Source organism: Sphingobium amiense (assembly GCF_003967075.1).
GTDB classification, from domain to species: Bacteria; Pseudomonadota; Alphaproteobacteria; order Sphingomonadales; family Sphingomonadaceae; genus Sphingobium; species Sphingobium amiense.
Map to the genome: position 1 here is coordinate 2,982,335 of NZ_AP018664.1, position 19,427 is coordinate 3,001,761.

The window sequence follows — 19,427 nt, forward strand, 5'->3', positions numbered from 1 at the left end:
ACGGACTTTCCTCCCCTTTGGCAAGACATGGGACGCGCGCGATGAAGGACACACTGGTTACGCTGCTGGGCGGCGGCGGCTTCCTCGGACGGCAGGTCGCACAGGCGCTGATGGAACGGGGCGCGCGCGTGCGCATCGCCCAGCGCAACCTCGCCACCGCGGCCAAGGTGAAGTCGCTCGGCAATCTGGGGCAGACGCAGTTCGTCGCGGCCGACATCCGCAAGCCCGAGAGCGTCGCCCGCGCGATCCATGGCAGCGATGTCGTCATCAATCTGGTCGGCGTGCTGACGGGCGACTTCGACGCCTTCCACCATCAGGGCGCGGCCAATGTGGCGAGGGCTGCGGCCGCGGCGGGCGTGACGGCACTGGTCCATGTCTCGGCCATCGGCGCGGACGCGGACAGTCCGTCCGCCTATGGGCGGTCGAAGGCGGCGGGCGAGCAAGCGGTGAAGGCCGCCTTCCCCACCGCCACGATCATCCGCCCCTCCATCGTCTTCGGGCCGGAGGACCAGTTCCTCAACCGCTTCGCCGAACTCATCCGACTCTTCCCCATAGTGCCGGTGATCGGCGGCGCGACGAAGTTCCAGCCCGTCTATGTCGCCGATGTCGCCCACGCCATCGCCAATGCGGCGCAGTCGCCGGGCATCCATGGCGGCAGGACGTTCGAACTGGGCGGCCCGCAGATCCTGAGCATGAAGGAGATCAACGCCTGGATCGCGAAGACCATCGGCCGCGACCGGACGCTGGTCGATGTGCCGAATGGCGCGGCCTCCCTGCTGGCGATGCTGCCGGGCGCACCGATCACCCGCGACCAGCTCGCGATGCTGGGGCGCGACAATATCGTCTCGCCGGGCGCGCCGGGCCTTGCGGATCTGGGCGTGTCGCCCACGCCGCTGGCCGCCGTCGCGGACAAGTGGCTGGTGCGCTATCGACGCCATGGCCGCTTCGCCGGGCGCGTGAGCGCCTGACGCCAGCGCGCCGGATTTTCCCCTGACCGCCCTTTTCCTTCCCACGCCTCTCCCGACCGGGGGAGGCGTTTTTCCATGAGGACATCGCCGCCATGGACTTTCATTTCCTGACCGTCATCCTGCTGGGCATCGTCGAGGGGCTGACAGAGTTTCTGCCCGTCTCGTCGACCGGGCACCTCATCCTCGCCAGCGAACTGCTGGGCTATGACGCATCGGTCTGGGCGATGTTCAATGTCGTCATCCAGTTGGGCGCGATTCTGGCCGTGGTGGTCCTCTACTGGCGCACTTTCTGGGCCGTGGGCATGGGCCTCCTGCGCCGGGAGCCGGTAAGCTGGCGCTTCCTGCGCAACCTTGTCGTCGCTTTCATCCCGGCGGTCGTCATCGGTCTGGCGCTGCACGACTATATCGAAATGCTCCTCGGCGCGCCGCACGTGGTCGCATGGGCGCTGATCGCGGGCGGCGTCGCGATCCTCATCATCGAACGGCTGGTCAGGGAACAGCGGTTCCACGGGATCGCGGACATCCCGCTCGTCCGCGTGATCGGCATCGGCTTCATCCAGTGCATCGCGATGATCCCCGGCGTCAGCCGGTCGGGCGCAACGATCATGGGCGCGCTGTCGCTGGGGGTGGAGCGCCGCACCGCCGCCGAATTCAGCTTCTTCCTCGCCATCCCCACGATGCTGGGCGCGACCGCGCTCGAACTGCTCAAGAAGGGGGACCAGCTCACCAGCGCGACGGTCGGCTGGGGCGACATCGCGCTGGGCTTCGCAGTGTCGTTCGTCGTCGCGATCGTCGTCATCAAGGCATTTGTCGGCCTCGTCTCGCGCCATGGATTCGCGCCCTTCGCCTGGTATCGAATCGTCGCCGGAACCGCCGCGCTGATCTGGCTCGCGGTGAGATAAGGCCGATCCGGCCATAATATTTGAACGATTCTTTCGCCAATCGACAATATCCGAAGGGATATGCCGGTAATTAGGTCAATATAGCTTCCTTAAATAGCAGAAAGCGCGTGACTCTGCGGGTTTTTCTGCTAATCCCGCGCCCGAACACTGGTGAGGGACGCGCTATGGCCGACAATCCGATGCTGAAATTCGTGGGCAAGGAGCAATCCTATCCCGAAAAGCGCGCAGCCGACGATCGTGCCGACGATTTCCTGGAAATCAGCCGCAGCTTCCTCATCGAAAAGGCGGAAGAGCAGGCGTCGCGCTGTTCGCAATGCGGCGTGCCCTATTGCTCGACCCACTGCCCGCTGCACAATCATATCCCCGACTGGCTGCGCCTCACCGCCGAGGGCCGCCTGCGCGAAGCCTATGAGCTGAGCAATCTCACCAGCACCATGCCCGAAATCTGCGGCCGCATCTGCCCGCAGGATCGCCTCTGCGAAGGCAATTGCGTCATCGAATTTTCCGGCCACGGCGCCGTCACCATCGGCTCGGTCGAAAAGTTCATCACCGACACCGCGTGGAAGGAAGGCTGGGTCGAACCGCTCGTTCCCGGCAGCCCGACCGGCCAGTCGGTCGGCGTCATCGGCGCAGGTCCGGCGGGCCTCACCACCGCCGAATATCTGCGCGCGGCGGGACATGAAGTGCATGTCTACGACCGGCACGACCGCGCGGGCGGCCTGCTGACCTACGGCATCCCCGGCTTCAAGCTGGAAAAGGACGTGGTCATGCGCCGCGTCCAGCGCCTCATCGACGGCGGCATCGTCTTCCACCAGAGCTTCGAGGTCGGCCGCGACGCGACGCTGGAGCAACTGCGCCAGAAGCATGACGCGATCCTGATCGCCACCGGCGTCTACAAGCCCCGCGACATCAAGGCGCCCGGCGTCGGCGCGGCGGGCGTGGTCAAGGCGCTCGACTATCTCACCGCTTCCAATCGCGCGGGCTTCGGCGACGCGGTGCCCGAACATGAGGACGGCACGCTGCTCGCGACCGGCAAGAATGTCGTCGTCATCGGCGGCGGCGACACCGCGATGGACTGCGTGCGCACCGCCATCCGTCAGGGTGCGAAGTCGGTGAAGTGCCTCTACCGCCGCGACCGCGACAATATGCCGGGGTCGCAGCGCGAAGTCGCCAATGCCGAGGAGGAAGGCGTCGAGTTCGTCTGGCTCACCGCCCCCATCGCCTTCGAGGGCACGGAGCATGTCACCGGCGTCAAGGTGACGAAGATGCGCCTCGGCCAGCCCGACGCATCCGGTCGCCGCGCGCCCGAAGCCGATCCGGGCAGCGAGCATGTGCTCGACGCCGATCTCGTCATCAAGGCGCTGGGATATGACCCGGAGGAACTGCCGCGGCTGTTCGGCAGCGAAGACCTGTCCGTCACCCGCTGGGGCACGCTGCGCGTCGATCACAAGACGATGATGACCTCGCTCGACGGCGTCTTCGCCGCAGGCGACATCGTGCGCGGCGCAAGCCTCGTCGTCTGGGCCATCCGCGACGGCCGCGACGTAACCGAACATATGCACCGCTACCTGAAAACCAAGGCCAGGGCAGCGGCGGGCGAGCGCGTGGCCGCCTGATCCCACTTCCCTCCGTTCGGTTCGAGCTTGTCGAGAACGGGGAACAGGATTTTCGACAGGCTCGAACCGACCGAATGCAAGAGGAAGCGCCGATGACCGACACTCCCTATATGGCCAGCCCGCAAGAGCGCGCGCGTATCGCTGCCGAGGGCATGTATCACCCGGACCTGGAAGGCGACGCCTGTGGCGTGGGCCTTGTCGCCGCGACCGATGGGCGGCCCTCCCGCCGCGTCGTCGCCTCCGCCATTGATGCGCTGAAAGCCGTTTGGCATCGCGGCGCGGTCGATGCGGATGGCAAGACCGGTGACGGCGCGGGCATCCATGTCGACCTGCCCGTCCGCTTCTTCGACGACGCCATCGCGGACTCCGGCCACAAGCCTCTGCCCAACCGCCTTGCCGTCGGCATGATCTTCCTGCCGCGCACGGACCTCAGCGCGCAGGAAACCTGCCGCACCATCGTCGAGGCGGAGATCATCGACGCGGGCTACACCATCTATGGCTGGCGTCAGGTGCCGGTCGACGTGTCGGTCATCGGCGAAAAGGCGCAGCGCACCCGCCCCGAGATCGAGCAGATCATGATCGCCGGCCCGATGCCGGAGGAACGCGACGTCGCGGAATTCGAAAAGGATCTCTACCTCATCCGCCGCCGGATCGAGAAGAAGGTGATTGCCGCGCAGATCCAGGATTTCTACGTCTGCTCGCTGTCCTGCCGCTCGATCATCTACAAGGGGCTGTTCCTCGCCGAATCGCTGTCGGTCTTCTACCCGGACCTTCAGGACGAACGGTTCGAAAGCCGCGTCGCCATCTTCCACCAGCGCTATTCGACCAACACCTTCCCGCAATGGTGGCTGGCCCAGCCCTTCCGCACGCTCGCCCATAATGGCGAGATCAACACGATCCGCGGCAACAAGAACTGGATGAAGAGCCACGAGATCAAGATGGCCTCCCTCGCCTTCGGCGAGGAGTCGGAGGACATCAAGCCCGTGATCCCGGCGGGCGCGTCGGACACCGCCGCGCTCGACGCGGTGTTCGAGGCGATCTGCCGCTCGGGCCGCGACGCGCCCACGGCCAAGCTCATGCTCGTCCCCGAAGCATGGCAGTCGGACAGCGCCGACCTGCCCAAGCCCCATGCCGACATGTATGAATATCTCGCCTCGGTGATGGAGCCGTGGGACGGCCCAGCGGCGCTCGCCATGACGGACGGGCGCTGGGTCGTCGCGGGCGTGGACCGCAACGCGCTGCGTCCCCTGCGCTACACGCTGACCGGCGACAATCTGCTGATCGTCGGCTCCGAAACCGGCATGGTGGTCGTGCCCGAAACCAGCATCGTCCGGAAAGGCCGCATGGGTCCGGGCCAGATGATCGCGGTCGATCTTGCGGAAGGCGAAATCTACGACGACCGCGCGATCAAGGACCGCATCGCGGGCGAGCGCCCCTATGGCGATCTCATCAAGGACTTCCTGACCGTCGCGGACCTTGCCGACGCGCCCAGCGCGCTGCCGCAATGGGACAAGACGGAACTGACCCGCCGTCAGGTCGCCGCCAACCTGACGCTGGAGGACATGGAACTGATCCTCAGCCCCATGGTGGAGGACGCGAAGGAAGCGATCGGCTCCATGGGCGACGACACCCCGCTCGCCGTCATTTCCGACAAGCCGCGCACGATCAGCCATTTCTTCCGGCAGAATTTCAGCCAGGTCACGAACCCGCCGATCGACCCGCTGCGCGAACGCTATGTGATGAGCCTCAAGACGCGCTTTTCCAACCTCCACAACATTCTGGAGGAAGGGGCGCAGAACAGCCATGTGCTCGTGCTCGACTCGCCGGTCATCACCAGCGGCGAATGGGCGCGGCTCAAGTCCTATTTCGGTCCCGCCGTGGCGGAAATCGACTGCACCTTCCCCGCGACCGGCGGGCAGGAGCAGTTGCGCAGCGCCATCGCCCGCATCCGCGAGGAAGCGGAGCAGGCGGTGCGCGAAGGGCGCACCGAAATCTTCCTGACGGACGAGGGCGTCAGCGACGACCGCGTGGCGATTCAGGGCATCCTCGCCGCGGCCGCGGTCCACACCCATCTGGTGCGCAAGGGGCTGCGCTCCTACGCGTCGATCAACGTGCGCAGCGCCGAAGCGCTCGACACCCATTATTTCGCCGTGCTGATCGGCGTGGGCGCGACCACGGTGAACGCCTATCTGGCCGAAGCCAGCATCGCCGACCGCCACGGGCGTGGGCTGTTCGGCGACCTGACGCTCGACCAGTGCCTTGAGCGCTATCGCACGGCGGTCAACGAAGGGCTGCTCAAGATCATGTCCAAAATGGGCATCGCGGTCATCAGCTCCTATCGCGGCGGCTATAATTTCGAAGCGGTGGGCCTGTCCCGCGCGCTGGTGAACGATCTTTTCCCCGGCATGCCGGCGAAGATTTCGGGCGAAGGCTATGCCTCGCTCCATCACAGCGCGACGCTGCGCCACGAAGCGGCCTATGACGCGGCGGCGGTGCGCCTGCCGGTGGGCGGCTTCTACCGCCAGCGCAGCGGCGGCGAGAGCCACGCCTATTCGGCGCAGCTCATGCACCTGCTCCAGACCGCCGTGGCGACCGACAGCTATTCGACCTATCTGCAATTCTCGCGCGGCGTGCGCGATCTGCCGCCGGTCTATCTGCGCGACCTCATGGAGTTCAACTTCGCGCGGGAAGCCGTGCCGATCGACGAAGTCGAAGCGACCACGGAAATCCGCAAGCGCTTCGTGACGCCGGGCATGAGCCTTGGCGCGCTGTCCCCCGAAGCGCATGAAACGCTCGCCATCGCGATGAACCGGATCGGCGCGAAGGCGGTTTCGGGCGAAGGCGGGGAGGACGCGAACCGCTTCAAACCCTATGAAAATGGCGACAACGCGAACAGCGTCATCAAGCAGATCGCGTCCGGCCGCTTCGGCGTCCATGCCGAATATCTGGGGTCCGCCGAGGAAATCGAGATCAAGGTCGCGCAGGGCGCCAAGCCCGGCGAGGGCGGCCAGCTTCCCGGTTTCAAGGTGACGGAGTTCATCGCGAAGCTGCGCCATTCGACGCCCGGCGTAACGCTGATCTCGCCGCCGCCGCACCACGACATCTATTCGATCGAGGATCTCGCGCAGCTCATCTACGACTGCAAGCAGATCAACCCGCGCGCGAAGGTATGCGTGAAGCTCGTCAGTCAGGCGGGCATCGGCACCGTCGCGGCGGGAGTGGCGAAGGCGCATGCGGACGTGATCCTCGTCGCGGGGCATGTCGGCGGCACCGGCGCGTCGCCGCAGACGTCGATCAAATATGCCGGCACGCCGTGGGAAATGGGCCTCAGCGAAACCAATCAGGTGCTGACCCTCAACGGGCTGCGCCACCGGGTGAAGCTGCGCACCGACGGCGGCCTCAAGACCGGGCGCGACATCGTCATCGCCGCGATCCTGGGTGCGGAGGAATTCGGCATCGGCACGCTCTCGCTCGTCGCCATGGGCTGCATCATGGTGCGCCAGTGCCACAGCAACACCTGTCCGGTGGGTGTGTGCGTGCAGGACGAGAAGCTGCGCCAGAAGTTCACCGGCACGCCGGAGAAGGTCATCAACCTCATGACCTTCATCGCGGAGGAAGTGCGCGAAGTCCTGGCCCGCCTCGGCTTCCGCAGCCTCGATGAAGTCATCGGGCGGACGGAGTTGCTGAAACAGGTCAACCGGGGCGCCGAACATCTCGACGACCTCGACCTCAACCCCATCCTCGCGAAGGTGGACGCGCCCGACGATCAGCGCCGCTTCAGTCTGGAAGGGCGCAACCCCGTGCCCGACAGCCTCGACGCGCAGATGATGAAGGACGCGCGCGCCGTTTTCGAGCGCGGCGAAAAGATGCAGCTCACCTACACGGTGCGCAACACGCATCGCGCCGTGGGCACGCGCCTGTCCGCCGCCGTCACCGAGAAATTCGGCATGTCGACGCTCGCCGACGGGCACCTGACCGTCCGTCTCCGCGGGTCGGCGGGCCAGTCGCTCGGCGCGTTCCTCTGCAAGGGGATCACGCTCGAAGTGTTCGGCGACGCGAACGACTATGTCGGCAAGGGGCTGTCGGGCGGCATCATCAAGGTGCGCACCACCGTCTCCTCGCCCTTGTCGTCGAAGGACAATACGATCATCGGCAACACCGTCCTCTACGGCGCGACCAGCGGCAAGCTGTTCGCGGCGGGTCAGGCGGGCGAGCGGTTCGCGGTCCGCAACTCGGGCGCGCAGGTCGTGGTCGAAGGCTGCGGCGCGAACGGGTGCGAATATATGACCGGCGGCACCGCCGTGATCCTGGGCAAGACCGGCGCGAATTTCGGCGCGGGCATGACCGGCGGCATGGCCTTCATCCTCGACGAGGATGGCAGCTTCCCGTCTCAGGCCAATCCCGAAAGCATCGTCTGGCAGCGGCTCGACAGCGCCTATTGGGAAGCGCAGGTAAAGGCGCTGATCGCCGAACATGCCGTCGCCACCGACAGCAAATGGTCGAACACCATCCTCGACGACTGGGATCGCTGGCGGCGGTACATCTGGCAGGTGTGCCCGAAGGAGATGGTGAACCGCCTCGCCAGTCCCCTGAGCGACGCGCCCGCCGAAACGGTCGCCGCAGAGTAAAAGCCTATTGCAGCGCCGCCGTCCTCACCAGAGGCGGCGGCGTTTCAGCGTCCTCTACGGGTGCCTGCGCATCCCGCCGCTGTCCTGCGACATCGCTCGCGGCAAAGCGCATGACGTTGACCGGCAACTGCTCCACCTCGACCGGATCGGGCGGCGGCGCGTCCTCCTGCGGCTGGCTGGCGAGATAGTCGCGCACCACCGGGTCACTGCTCTCGCCCGCGGTCCCGTTGCTGTCCCATCCCGCCGTTTCCGCGCGCCAGCGCCGCTCTTCCAGAGTCGGACCGCATCCGGTGCACCGGACTTCGGCAGGGCCGCGCATCACCACCGCTTCCTCGGCCTGCGTGGGGATGGAGGGATCGTATAGCGCCTCCTCCACCGGCTCGTCCGCGGCCGCCTTCGGCTGGCTGGTGGCGTAGGAACCCAGGCTGACGCCCATCACCATCGCAGCGGCCAAAGTCGCGCCCGCCGGCATCCACTTCGTCAGCAGCATAACCCTGTCTCCCGCGCCGGCGGCCCTCTCTTACCGACGGCGTCATCGTCTCCGATCAATCACAACGCAAAGTGCGATCGGTTGTTGCATGGGGTAAAAGCCTTTGCTAAGGGCCGCCTCCTACCAAGGCACCGGCCGCGCCGGTTTCCCTGTTGATGTGCGGTCGTGGCGGAATTGGTAGACGCGCAACGTTGAGGTCGTTGTGGCCGAAAGGCCGTGGAAGTTCGAGTCTTCTCGACCGCACCATCATTCCTGAAATCGCGCCATCCGTCACGGCGCTCGCCCAAATGGGCTAACCCCGCACCACCCGCTGATCGGTCCGGCCGAAGGGGGAAGCGCCCGCTCCGCCCCGCATCGACACCCGCGTGCCGAACGACAGGAACGGCGTTTCCGCCTTGCCGCTGGCGATCATTTCGATGGCGCGCCGCTCGGATATGCAGGTCGAACCGACCTCGTCATAGTCCGCGTTGGATACCGTGCCCGACCCGATGATGGTCCCGGCGGGCAGGGCGCGCGTGCGCGCTGCATGCGCGATCAGTTCGTGAAAGCCGTAACCCATGGCCGACCCGTTGGGATGGCCGAACCACCGCCCGTCCACCTCGACCGTCAGCGGCAGGCAGACGCGGCCGTCGCGCCATGCCTCGCCCAGTTCATCGGGCGTCACGGCAAAGGGCGCCGCGCTGCATGCGGGCTTGGCCTGAATCCAGCCGAAGCCCGTCTTCATCTCGACCGGCGCAATCGCGCGCAGCGACCAGTCGTTGACCAGCATCAGCAGGCGGACATGCCCCAGCGCCTCGGCGGCGGGACATCCCATCGGAACATCGCCCGTGACCACGGCGAACTCGCCCTCGAAATCAATGCCGTCCGCCTCGCTCGGTAACTGCACATCGTCCGCGGGGCCGATGAAACGGTGGCTCATCCCCTGATACATCAGCGGCAGGTCGGTTTCGATCGGCGCATGGCCCAGCGCAAGCTGCATCAGCGCGCCATGATTGGGAAAGGCCGATCCGTCGAGCCACTGCCACGCGCGCGGCAGGGGCGCGGCGAAATCCTCCAGCGACACGGCTTCCCCGGTTTCCGCAGCCGCGACAGCGTCACCCAGCGCGCCCTGCGCCGCATCCCAGTCGTCGAGCGCCGCCTGCAATGTCGGATAGCCCGCCACCGCCGCCACGCGCGCGCCGTCGCTGCTGACGGCCACCAGCGTGCCGTCACGCCCTCCGCGCTTCAAACTCGCCAGACGCATCCTTCAACTCCATTTCAATGCGATACCAGCGCGCACAGTTCGTTGACGCTGCTGATCCCGATCCTCTGATAGCCGCGCTTGCGGTAGGTCATCACGCTCGTCTTCGCGATGCCCAGATCCAGCGCCGTCGCCTCTACCGACATGCCCATGGTCGCGCGCGCGCACACTTCCTGCTCGCGCTTCGTCAGGCAGGGATAGAGATGGCCGAGCCTATGCTCGATCTCCATCGTGGATGGCACGCGCCCGGCCGACCGGCGGCGGTTGAGCGGCAGCATCGGCAGGGCGAGGCAGGCCAGGCCCACCAGCGCCTCCAGTTCGCGATCGCTGAACATGCCGCTCGACCGATGGCGGGACACATTCATGACGCGCCACGCGGACGGCCCGCGCTGGATGATCGACACGCGCTCGACGATGCCCGCCTGATCGAAGAAGCGGCGGCGGAAATCCTGCGGCGCGACATCGTCCGGTCTGATGCGCTGGATCGCGACATCGCTGAGCGCGGGCGCGGCGCCATAGGCGTCGCAGACCGGATCGACATTGTGGAAATACTGGCTGTAGGCGGGCAGCATCGCCTCCAGCCGCGGTTCGCCGAAGAAATATTGCAGGTCGCTATTTTCCCGATCCGTCGCCTCGAACAGGTAGATGCGCCGCACCCCGCCGGTCACGGCCATCACCGAATCGTGGATGGCCGCGCCGAACTGGCCGGTCCCCACGGTATCGAGCAGCCGTTCATAGGCTCCGCCCATCGAAGCGGGGACGCGCCAGTCCTCGATCTTGCGGATGTAGGACACCCTTGCTCTCCTTTGCCGCGATCAGCCGCGTTGTTCGTCCACGGCCTTTCGTCGGTTGGACACGCTAAACAGCATCAAGGCAACCGCCGATAGCAAGGCGGGCGCTGCAAAGGATGCCAGAATGTCGGTTTCGGCGATTCCGGCCTTCAGCCCCCACCCGATCAGCACGGGCGCTGCGACCGTGCCGATCCGCCCGACGCTCTTGGCCCAGCCGATCCCGGTCGACCTCAGCGCATAGGGATAGAAGGCGGCGAGCACGACATTGACCCCGCCATAAGCGCCGAGCGCGAAGAAGCCGCAGAGCGCCAGCGCCGCCCGCACCGCCAGCGCGGCAGCCGTCGAAATCAGCAGCCCGGTCGCCAGAAACAGCGCGGAAGAGATCAGCAGAAATATGACCAGCACCCGAACTGCCCCGAACCGGTCGATCAGCAGCCCGACGCACAGCGCCGCCGCGATCCCGCCGAACGAGAAGATCGTCAGCGCCACCGCCGCGAACGCCGCGTCATATCCCAGCCGCACCAGCAGCACCGGCAGCCATGAACTGAGGCAATAGCTGATCGTCAGCAGCGCGATGAACACCAGCCACAGCATCAGCGTGCCGATCCGATAGCGGCGCGACAGCAGCGCCAGCGGACTGGCGCGCGGCACCCGCTCCCCCGCCGCCGCATCGGGATCGGGCACATCGCGCAGGAACAGCAGCGCGACGGCCGCGCTCGCCAGACAGATCGCGCCGACCGCGATCATCGCCACGCGCCAGCCGCCCAGCCCCAGAAACGCCACGGCGACCATGCCCGCCACCGCCGCGCCCAGCCCATAGCCCGTGAACAGCGCCGTGATCGCCAGACCCCGCCGCTCCACCGGAGCCACGGCCGTCACCATCGCCAGACAGCTTGGCAGGCAGCCGCCGAGGAACACGCCCGTCACCAGCCGCATCCAGAACAGGCTGCCGCCCGACATCATCAGCCCGCTCGCCGCCTGTGCAACGCCGAAACCGGCAAGGCACAGCCCCACCGTCCAGCGGTCGCCATAGCGGGCCGCGACCGGCGGCAGGGCGATCAGCCCGATGCACTGGCCGATCAGGTTGGCCGAAAAGATCGGCCCCAGCGCCGCACTGTCGAGCCGGAGCGCCGGCGCGAATTCCGGCGCCAGCGGCCCCATGATGGTGTGGACCAGCCCGTCGAGAAAATAGACGAGCGCACAGATCCCGACCGTCAGCCACGCCGCCACCGGCGCGGCGTGGCCGGTCTGACGGGCTGGCCCGCTCAAAACTTGCCCGACAGGCGCAACCCGTAGGTGCGCGGCGCGCGCAATGTCACCGCGACCACGCCGTTGGCCGAGTAGGACGGGTTGGGCGTGGCGTTGCTGATGACGGCCTTGTCCTCGATATTGTTGACGAAAGCGCTGATCGACAGGCTCGAATCCGCCAGCGTGTAGGTCAGCACCGCATCCGTCCGCGTCGACGATCCGGCGTGGGTTTCCGGGATATAGCTGATGTCGAGCTCGCGCCCGCTTTCGTAACGGCTGAAGACGCTGGCGGTGATGGAATCGCCGTTTGCCAGCGGAAAACGCTGTTCGATATTGCCCGCGAACACCCATTCGGGCGACCGCAGCGCACGCAGGCCGCTGCAATTCACCACTGTCCCGGTGATGCGGCACTGCGACGTGGCGGCGGGCGGCGCGATGGTGTTGTAGATCAGTTCCTTCACCTTGGCGTCGAGCCACTGCGCCTGAAGGCCAAGCTTTGTGGTCTGCGTCACCAGCAGTTCGGCTTCGACCTCGACGCCCCTGGTGCGCACCTGCCCGATATTTTCCGTCACCAGCACCACCGCGGGCGGCACCAGCTTCACATAGCCGAGCTGCTGGTCCTTATAATCGAGCCAGAACGCCTCGGCATTGATCTGGAGGCGATTGCCGAAAAAGCGGTTCTTGGTGCCGATGGTGTAGGCCGTCACCCGTTCCGGATCATAGGTGTTGGCGCCCGGCGGGCCGAGGAAGAAGCCGCCCGCCTTGAAGCCCGTGCCGACATTGGCGTAGACCAGCGAGCGCGGACCCGCGTCGAACTCCACGCCCGCCCGCCACGTCACCGCGTCGAATGTCAGCGACTGGTCGACCGTGAAGGCAGGCGCGCCGACCGGCACCACCGGGATCACGGGGTCCGGCCCCGGCACGTTGCGCACCGTGTAGCGCTCGCTGTCGCTGCTCTTCTTTTCCCACGTATAGCGCAGGCCGCCGGTCAGGCGCAGCGCAGGCGTCACCGCGAAGGTCAGTTGACCGAAACCCGCCGCCGTCTCGCCCGACGTGTTGATGAGCTGGTCGCTATAGGTCCGCGCCGCCGCGCTTTCGGTGTTCGACCGCGCATCCGCCTTCGTATGCAGATAATAGCCGCCGATCAGCCAGCCCAGCCGCTGTCCGGCAGGCGAAGCGAGCCGCGCTTCCATCGAAAGCTGCTCGGGCTTCTGCCGTTCCAGAATCTGAAAGCCCGCCTGCGTGCTGTTGTAGCGCAGGTCCGCCTTGCGATAGGCCGGGATCATGGTCAGCGTGCCGAAGCCTGTATCAATGTCGATATTGGCGGCGATGCCGTAATAGTCGCTGTCGATGAACTGCGTCCGGCTCTGCGGCGCGAGCGGGGCGTAAGCGCCCGGCTGGTCCGAAAGGCTGGTCCATTTGTCGCCGTAGAAGCAGACTTGGGTGCCGCAGCGCTTGACCACGGTCGCCCCGCCGCCGCGTCCGCCCTGATGCGTATAGTCGCCGATGATGTCGATGGTGACGGCGCTCGACGGCTGGATGCGATAGGACAGGCGGGCCGCCTCGCCCGATTCATCCTCGGTCCCGTCCGAAAAAAAGCCGTCGCGCTTGACGATCTGGAAGGCGGCGCGCAGCGCGCTGTTCTCGCTGACCGGCAGGTTGATCCCGCCGGACGTCGCCACCCGCGCGTAATTGCCCACCTCCAGGTTGAAATCCATGCCGCGCTCCCCTATCCGCGCGCGGCGCGGCAGGATGTTGATCGCGCCGCCGGTCGCGTTGCGGCCATAGAGCGTACCCTGCGGGCCTTTCAGCACCTCGACGCGCTCCAGATCGTAGAACAGCCCCTGCACCGCAGTCGGCGTGGCGAGGTAGACGCCCGCCATATTCACCGCGATGGCGGGATCGGAAAAGGCGTTGCCGCCGAAATTGCTGACGCTGCGGATGGTGAAGACCGTATAGGGACCGGCCGCCGGCGACACCTGAAGCGCCGGGGCGACCTGCGTCAGTTGCTGTGCGGTCGTGACCCCGCGCGTCGCCAGTTGATCGCCCGACACGGCGGTGACGGACACCGCCGCGCGTTGCAGATTTTCCTCGCGCCGCTGGGCCGTGACGATGATCTCGTCCAGCCCGGTGGTCGCTCCCCCCTGCGGCGCGGCATCCTGCGCCTGCGCGACGCCGCACGCCATGGCGAGGCTCGTGCCTGCGAGCAGCAGCGTCATAAGCCGATTGGACATATCCTCTCCCTCTCTCATATTTTCTTGTTTGCCTATCGGCTTTGCCCGTTTGTTTCTGTCCTTCACGCGAAGGACACAGGCGAACCTCAGGGGCGGAGGCCGAACCGCGCCCGCGCCTCGTCCACGCTCGCGGGCCGCGCGCCGTAGATTTTCGCGATCTCCACCGCCGCGCGCACCATGTCGGTATTGTCGCGGGCGACCGATCCGTCGGGCAGGTGGATGCTGTCCTCCAGCCCGACGCGGACCAGATCGCATCCCATCGCCAGCCCCAGCGTGACGAAGCGGAACATGTCGTGGCCCGTCGCGGTCACGCCGACGATGGCCTTGGGGAACAGCCGCAACCCTTCGTCGATCGAGAAGATCACATTCCGCGCGATGGCCGGGGTCGCGCCGAAGCCGCCGCCGTGGAGCAGCCAGATATTGTCCCGCTCGCGGTCGAATATCCCCTCATTGGCGTAGCGCATCAGCCGATGGAGCGCGCTCGCCTCCACCACTTCATATTCCAGCGCCGATCCGCGCTCATACACCGCCCTGATCGTGCTCTTGAGCAGTTCGGGCGAGTTCACATAGGGGGTTTCGCCCGGATAATTGCCGCCCGGATTGTAGAAGTCGGCCGAACCGGCTGCGATGCCGAACAGATCCTGCGGCGGGTCTATGCCGAGGATGCCCAGCCGCTCCTCGTCGGACGGCCAGTGCAACTGGCCGGTGGCCGGATCGCGGCGCACGCCGATGCCGTTGGTGGTCTGGATCAGGATCGGCGAGCGCGCCCGGATCTCGCGGATGGTTTCGGCATAGATCGCCTTGTCGCCGCTGTTCCGGCCATTTTTGTCGCGCGCGTGGAAATGCACCATCGCTGCGCCCGCTTCATAGGCGCGCGCCGCCGCTTCGCCGATCTCGGCAGGCTGTTTCGGCACGACGCAGCCGTCGCGATCCTGCTGCATGCCGCCGTTGACGGCGACTGTGATAATGACCTTGTTGTCGGGTAACATTCACGCCTCTCCCAATTTCTGCGAACCGGGTTAGCGGGCGGCGGCGGGGCGGTCTGTCCTGCGACAAAGGGACAGGGCTTGCGCAGAAAAGAAAGGGGCCGGGCGAACCCCCGTCCGCCCGGCCCCCGATGCCGTTACCGCGAAGCGCGCCCTGTCAGAGCGTATAAACCCAGCCCGCCGGATCGGCGACCGTCCCGCGCTGGATGCCCGTCAGCTCGGCGCGCAGGCCTTCCGTCACGATCCCGCCGTCGCCATTGCCGATGGTGAAGTCGCCGCTCGCGCTCTTGACCGTGCCAATGGGCGTCACCACCGCCGCCGTCCCGCAGGCGAAGGCCTCGCGCAGCCGTCCGCTGCCCGCATCCGCGCGCCACTGGGCAAAGCTGTAGGGTTCCTCGCGCACGTCATGGCCCTTGGCGCGGGCCAGCCGGATCACGGAATCGCGGGTGATGCCCGGCAGGATCGTGCCGGTCAGCGGCGGCGTGATGATCGACCCGTCCTCCATCACGAAGAAGACGTTCATGCCGCCCAGTTCCTCGACCCACTTATTCTCGGCGGCGTCGAGGAAGACGACCTGATCGCATCCATTGTCGATGGCTTCGGATTGCGCGACGAGGCTGGCGGCATAATTGCCGCCGCATTTGGCCGCGCCCGTGCCGCCCCGCGCCGCGCGTGTGAAATGCTCCGAAACCCAGAGCGTCACCGCCTTCTTACCGCCCTTGAAATAGGCGCCTGCGGGCGAAGCGATCACGCAGAAGATATACTCCTTGGCCGGGCGCACGCCCAGAAACGTCTCGCTCGCGAACATGAACGGGCGCAGATAGAGCGTCCCCTCCCCGCCGGGAATCCAGTCGCCGTCGATCCGGGCCAGTTCGGTGCAGGCTTCAAGGAACAGATCTTCGGGAAGGATCGGCATCGCCATCCGTTCGGCGGAAACGGTGAAGCGGCGGGCATTTTCTTCCGGACGGAACATGGCGATCCGCCCGTCCCCCAGCCGGTATGCCTTCATGCCCTCGAAAATCTCCTGCGCATAATGAAGCACGGCGCAGGCCGGGTCCATTTCGAACGGCTTGCGCGGCTCGACCTTGTGGCTGTGCCAGCCCTGCCCGTCGGTGTAGCGGATCGTCACCATATGATCGGTGAAGATCCGCCCGAAACCAGGGTCTTCCAGCAGTACGGCGCGCTCGTTCGCCGCTACCGCCTGGCTGTTGCGGGTGACGGTGAAGCGCGACTTCTGCTCGGCGGCCATGGTGAGTCTCCTTGTTCTGGCTCGAAGGCGCCGCCTATGTCACAGAGTGGCGCGCGAAACAATGGGTCATCTATACTGACCTATTTGGCGGCGATTAGAGCCAGCGATCCCGCGCTGGCCTCTTCCCGCTGCCCTGCCGCCCCGCTATCGCATCGCCCATGCATTTCTTCTCCGACAACACCACCCCCGTTTCTCCGCAGGTCATGGCCGCCATCGCCGCTGCCGACCGCGCCGACCATGGCTATGACGGCGATGCATGGAGCGCGCGGCTCGACGCGGCCTTTTCCACGCTGTTCGAAACCGATGTGAAGGCGCTCTGGGTGGCGAGCGGGACGGCGGCGAACTGCATCGCGCTGGCGACGCTCTGCCCGCCCTATGGCGGCATCCTCACGCATGAAGAGGCGCATATCGTCACCGACGAAGGCGGCGCGCCCGGCTTCTTCACCCACGGCGCGACGCTGATGACGCTGCCCGGCGAAGGCGCGAAGCTGACCCCCGATGCCGTCGCGGCGAAGCTCGCCGCCATGCGGTCCGGCGTGCATCAGTCTCCCCCGCGCGCGCTCAGCATCACGCAGGCGACCGAATATGGCCGCGCCTACACACCCGCCGAGGTGGCGGCGCTGGGCGACCTTGCCCGCACGCACGGCATCGGCTTCCACATGGACGGCGCGCGCTTCGCCAATGCCGTCGCGCATCTGGGCTGCGCGCCCGCCGATGTGACATGGCGCGCGGGCGTCGATGCGCTGTCCTTCGGCTGCGTCAAAAATGGCGGCATGATCGGCGAAGCCCTGCTCTATTTCGGCCCCGATGCCGCCGCCCGCGCCGCCGAAGCGAAGCGCTGGCGCAAACGGTCGGGCCATCTCTTCTCCAAGGGCCGCTATCTCGCAGCCCAGCTTCTCGCCATGGTGGAGGGCGGCCTGTGGCTCGCCAACGCCCGCGCCGCCAATGAAGCCGCGCAGGCGCTGGCCGCCGCCATTCCCGCGCGCCTGCTCCATCCCGTCGAAGCTAACGAGCTGTTCGTCCGCCTGACCGCCGGAGAAGCCGCGCAGCTTCGGAGCGACGGCTTCGACTTCTACGACTGGGGCGAAGGCGCGGTCCGCCTCGTCACCAACTGGTCGCAGGATGCGGCGAGCGTCGCGCCCCTCGCCGCCGCGCTGAAAGCGCTCGATCCATGAGCGGGCGGCAGGGCGGGATCGTCGTCCCGTTCGCGCTCGTCACGCTCATCTGGGGCTCGACCTGGATCGTCATCCGCGACCAGATCGGCAGCGTTCCGGCAAGCTGGTCGGTCTGTTACCGTTTCGCGCTGGCGGGCGTCGCCATGGCGATCTTCGCACGGATGCGCCGCGTGCCGCTGTCGCTCGGGGCGCCCGGTTTCGCCTTCGCCACCGCGGTCGGCGTGACCCAGTTCGTCATGAACTTCAACTTCGTCTATCGCGCCGAACATTTTCTGACCTCGGGCGTGGTCGCGGCGATCTATGCGATGCTGCTCATCCCCAATTCGATTCTGGCCTTCCTCTTCTTCCGCCAGCCGGTCAGCCGCGCGTTCATCGGCGGATCGGTCGTCGCGGTCGCGGGCATCGTCATGATGCTGATCCACGAATATCATGCCTCGACGGACCAGACGGGCGCGGTCGCTCCCGCACTGGTGCTGCTGGGTGCGGGCTTCGCACTTGCGGGTCTGCTGAGCGCATCGGCCTCGAACGTCATGCAGGGAACGCAGATCGCGCGGCGGCTCCCGATGGTGGCGGTGCTGGCATGGGCGATGCTGATCGGCGCGGCGTTCAACGCGGCGCTGGCATGGGCAACGGTCGGCCCCCCGGTCCTCGATCCGCGCCCCGGTTTCCTGCTGGGCGTCGCATGGCTGGGCATCGCCGGATCGGTCGTCACCTTCCCGCTCTATTTCACGCTGATTCAGCGCATGGGCGCGGGCCGCGCCGCCTATATCAACGTGCTGGTTCCCGTTATCGCGATGCTCATCTCGACGCTGGTGGAGGGCTATCGCTGGTCGCCCTTGGCGGCGGCAGGCGCGCTGCTCGCGGTAGCGGGCATGGCCGTCGCCCTGCGCGCCAAGGCGGCCTAGCGGGGCTGGATACGGCCCTTGACGGCGTTCACCCGGTCGATGAGGCTGGCGATCGGGACCGCGCCTTGCACGGCTCCCACAGGGCCGGACAGGCTGGTCATGCGCTGGCGCACGGCGGCGAAATTCTTGTCGAAGCGGGTCATGTGCCGCTTCTGCCGATTCCATGGTTAACAGCGCGTAAACCACGTGCCGACCTGCGTCACAGGCATGCCCGCAGCCCTTCTGCAAAGGTCGGATAAGCCGGCCGCCACCCCAGCAGCCGCTTCGCCCGCCCGTTCGCGACGCGCCGGTTTTCGGCATAGAAGCCCCGCGCCATCGGCGTCAGCGCCGCCTCCTCCATGGATTGCAGCGGCGGCCATGGCGCGCCCAGCAGGTCGCATGCCGCCTCGATCACGCAGTTCTGCGAACAGGGCAGGTCGTCGGCCAGATTATAGGTGCCCGGCGGTCCGTCGAACGACGCGATCACACCCGCGACGATGTCGTCCACATGCACCCGGCTGAAGACCTGTCCGGGCAGGTCGATGCGATGCGCGCGGCCTTCCCGCACCCGGTCCAGCGCGGATCGCCCCGGCCCGTAGATGCCCGGCAGGCGAAAGCGCCGCATATCGGGGCGCAGCGCTCCCCAGTCCTCGTCCGCCCGCGCCCGCGCGCTGCGCCGTCCCGCGCCCGTAGGGCTGCTCTCATCCACCCACGCGCCGCCCGCATCGCCATAGACGCCAGTGGAGGACAGATAGCCGCTCCAGACCGCCGGGGCAGCGGCAAGGGCGTCGCCATAGCGCGCCAGCACCGGATCGCCATCGCCTTCGGGCGGCACGGAGGAAAGAATATGGCTCGCCCCGGCAATCGCCGCGCGCACCGCGTGGTCGTCACCGAACGCCAGCACATCCGGCCCCGCCGTCCGCCGCACGCCCGTCACCCGCCAGCCCTCGCCCCGCAACCGCTCCGCCAGCCGCCCGGCGGTATAGCCCAGCCCAAGGATCAGCATAGCCGGCATG

15 protein-coding genes and 1 tRNA gene are annotated in these 19,427 nt (G+C 66.9%); 7 read left to right on the top strand and 9 right to left on the bottom strand.

What is annotated here, in order from left to right; all coding sequences use genetic code 11:
- The first annotated feature begins 41 nt into the window (after positions 1-41).
- From SAMIE_RS14560 to gltB, 4 genes are all read left to right on the top strand, one after another.
- Positions 42-968 (top strand): complex I NDUFA9 subunit family protein, encoded by a 927-nt coding sequence (locus tag SAMIE_RS14560; RefSeq protein ID WP_066701015.1) that lies wholly within the window; start codon positions 42-44, stop codon positions 966-968.
- A 92-nt stretch (positions 969-1,060) separates the two neighbouring features.
- Positions 1,061-1,870 carry an undecaprenyl-diphosphate phosphatase gene (locus tag SAMIE_RS14565; protein WP_066701016.1) on the top strand — a complete coding sequence of 270 codons (810 nt, stop codon included), beginning with the start codon at positions 1,061-1,063 and terminating at the stop codon, positions 1,868-1,870.
- Between the two features lie 164 nt (positions 1,871-2,034).
- Positions 2,035-3,486, top strand: a complete 1,452-nt coding sequence (locus SAMIE_RS14570) for an NAD(P)-dependent oxidoreductase (RefSeq protein WP_066701017.1) — start codon at positions 2,035-2,037, stop codon at positions 3,484-3,486.
- A gap of 92 nt (positions 3,487-3,578) precedes the next feature.
- Entirely contained in the window at positions 3,579-8,114 is a 4,536-nt protein-coding gene (gene gltB, locus SAMIE_RS14575) for a glutamate synthase large subunit (protein ID WP_066701041.1), read from the top strand.
- A gap of 4 nt (positions 8,115-8,118) precedes the next feature.
- On the opposite strand, the gene SAMIE_RS14580 is transcribed toward gltB, so the two are convergent.
- A complete protein-coding gene (locus tag SAMIE_RS14580) occupies positions 8,119-8,604 on the bottom strand; it encodes a hypothetical protein (RefSeq protein WP_066701018.1) in 486 nt (161 codons plus the stop codon).
- 159 nt (positions 8,605-8,763) lie between these two features.
- On the opposite strand from SAMIE_RS14580, the gene SAMIE_RS14585 reads away from it, so the two are divergent.
- Positions 8,764-8,850 (top strand) — tRNA-Leu (locus SAMIE_RS14585).
- Between the two features lie 46 nt (positions 8,851-8,896).
- Here the strand turns inward: SAMIE_RS14585 and SAMIE_RS14590 are convergent.
- The 6 genes from SAMIE_RS14590 to SAMIE_RS14620 all read right to left on the bottom strand — a co-directional run bounded on the left by SAMIE_RS14590 (position 8,897) and on the right by SAMIE_RS14620 (position 16,352).
- Positions 8,897-9,847, bottom strand: coding sequence for a fumarylacetoacetate hydrolase family protein (locus SAMIE_RS14590; protein WP_066701019.1), 951 nt, complete (start codon positions 9,845-9,847; stop codon positions 8,897-8,899).
- Positions 9,848-9,861: 14 nt separating this feature from the next.
- Positions 9,862-10,638: a helix-turn-helix transcriptional regulator gene (locus SAMIE_RS14595; protein ID WP_066701020.1), complete on the bottom strand. Its 777-nt coding sequence runs from the start codon at positions 10,636-10,638 to the stop codon at positions 9,862-9,864.
- Between the two features lie 21 nt (positions 10,639-10,659).
- Positions 10,660-11,904 carry an MFS transporter gene (locus tag SAMIE_RS14600; RefSeq protein WP_066701021.1) on the bottom strand — a complete coding sequence of 415 codons (1,245 nt, stop codon included), beginning with the start codon at positions 11,902-11,904 and terminating at the stop codon, positions 10,660-10,662.
- Complete coding sequence (locus SAMIE_RS14605) at positions 11,901-14,117, bottom strand: TonB-dependent receptor (RefSeq protein WP_066701022.1); 2,217 nt, start codon at positions 14,115-14,117, stop codon at positions 11,901-11,903. Before SAMIE_RS14605 ends, SAMIE_RS14600 begins: the two co-directional genes overlap by 4 nt.
- 86 nt (positions 14,118-14,203) lie before the next feature.
- Positions 14,204-15,106 (bottom strand): BKACE family enzyme, encoded by a 903-nt coding sequence (locus SAMIE_RS14610; protein WP_066701023.1) that lies wholly within the window; start codon positions 15,104-15,106, stop codon positions 14,204-14,206.
- Between the two features lie 154 nt (positions 15,107-15,260).
- Positions 15,261-16,352, bottom strand: coding sequence for a branched-chain amino acid aminotransferase (locus SAMIE_RS14620; protein WP_066701024.1), 1,092 nt, complete (start codon positions 16,350-16,352; stop codon positions 15,261-15,263).
- A 158-nt stretch (positions 16,353-16,510) separates the two neighbouring features.
- Here SAMIE_RS14620 and SAMIE_RS14625 point away from each other — a divergent pair, with 158 nt between their 5' ends.
- Together SAMIE_RS14625 and SAMIE_RS14630 are read left to right on the top strand one after the other, a co-directional pair.
- A complete protein-coding gene (locus SAMIE_RS14625) occupies positions 16,511-17,527 on the top strand; it encodes a threonine aldolase family protein (RefSeq protein ID WP_066701025.1) in 1,017 nt (338 codons plus the stop codon).
- Positions 17,524-18,432, top strand: a complete 909-nt coding sequence (locus SAMIE_RS14630) for a DMT family transporter (RefSeq protein WP_066701026.1) — start codon at positions 17,524-17,526, stop codon at positions 18,430-18,432. The genes SAMIE_RS14625 and SAMIE_RS14630 overlap by 4 nt, the downstream gene beginning before the upstream one ends.
- Here SAMIE_RS14630 and SAMIE_RS23440 read toward each other — a convergent pair.
- Both SAMIE_RS23440 and SAMIE_RS14635 read right to left on the bottom strand, forming a co-directional pair.
- The gene (locus SAMIE_RS23440) at positions 18,429-18,575 is read right to left on the bottom strand and encodes a hypothetical protein (RefSeq protein WP_162849072.1); all 147 of its coding nucleotides are present in this window, start codon (positions 18,573-18,575) and stop codon (positions 18,429-18,431) included. The genes SAMIE_RS14630 and SAMIE_RS23440 overlap by 4 nt on opposite strands.
- 56 nt (positions 18,576-18,631) lie before the next feature.
- Complete coding sequence (locus SAMIE_RS14635) at positions 18,632-19,426, bottom strand: Rossmann-fold NAD(P)-binding domain-containing protein (protein WP_066701027.1); 795 nt, start codon at positions 19,424-19,426, stop codon at positions 18,632-18,634.
- Between the last annotated feature and the right edge of the window lies 1 nt (position 19,427).

Excerpts from the sequence above, each read along its gene's own strand:
- SAMIE_RS14560 (WP_066701015.1), top strand. The coding sequence starts at position 42 with ATGAAGGACACACTGGTTACGCTGCTGGGCGGCGGCGGCTTCCTCGGA.
- SAMIE_RS14565 (WP_066701016.1), top strand. The coding sequence starts at position 1,061 with ATGGACTTTCATTTCCTGACCGTCATCCTGCTGGGCATCGTCGAGGGG.
- SAMIE_RS14570 (WP_066701017.1), top strand. The coding sequence starts at position 2,035 with ATGGCCGACAATCCGATGCTGAAATTCGTGGGCAAGGAGCAATCCTAT.
- gltB (WP_066701041.1), top strand. The coding sequence starts at position 3,579 with ATGACCGACACTCCCTATATGGCCAGCCCGCAAGAGCGCGCGCGTATC.
- SAMIE_RS14580 (WP_066701018.1), bottom strand. The coding sequence starts at position 8,604 with ATGCTGCTGACGAAGTGGATGCCGGCGGGCGCGACTTTGGCCGCTGCG.
- SAMIE_RS14590 (WP_066701019.1), bottom strand. The coding sequence starts at position 9,847 with ATGCGTCTGGCGAGTTTGAAGCGCGGAGGGCGTGACGGCACGCTGGTG.
- SAMIE_RS14605 (WP_066701022.1), bottom strand. The coding sequence starts at position 14,117 with ATGTCCAATCGGCTTATGACGCTGCTGCTCGCAGGCACGAGCCTCGCC.
- SAMIE_RS14610 (WP_066701023.1), bottom strand. The coding sequence starts at position 15,106 with ATGTTACCCGACAACAAGGTCATTATCACAGTCGCCGTCAACGGCGGC.
- SAMIE_RS14620 (WP_066701024.1), bottom strand. The coding sequence starts at position 16,352 with ATGGCCGCCGAGCAGAAGTCGCGCTTCACCGTCACCCGCAACAGCCAG.
- SAMIE_RS14625 (WP_066701025.1), top strand. The coding sequence starts at position 16,511 with ATGCATTTCTTCTCCGACAACACCACCCCCGTTTCTCCGCAGGTCATG.
- SAMIE_RS14630 (WP_066701026.1), top strand. The coding sequence starts at position 17,524 with ATGAGCGGGCGGCAGGGCGGGATCGTCGTCCCGTTCGCGCTCGTCACG.
- SAMIE_RS23440 (WP_162849072.1), bottom strand. The coding sequence starts at position 18,575 with ATGACCCGCTTCGACAAGAATTTCGCCGCCGTGCGCCAGCGCATGACC.
- SAMIE_RS14635 (WP_066701027.1), bottom strand. The coding sequence starts at position 19,426 with ATGCCGGCTATGCTGATCCTTGGGCTGGGCTATACCGCCGGGCGGCTG.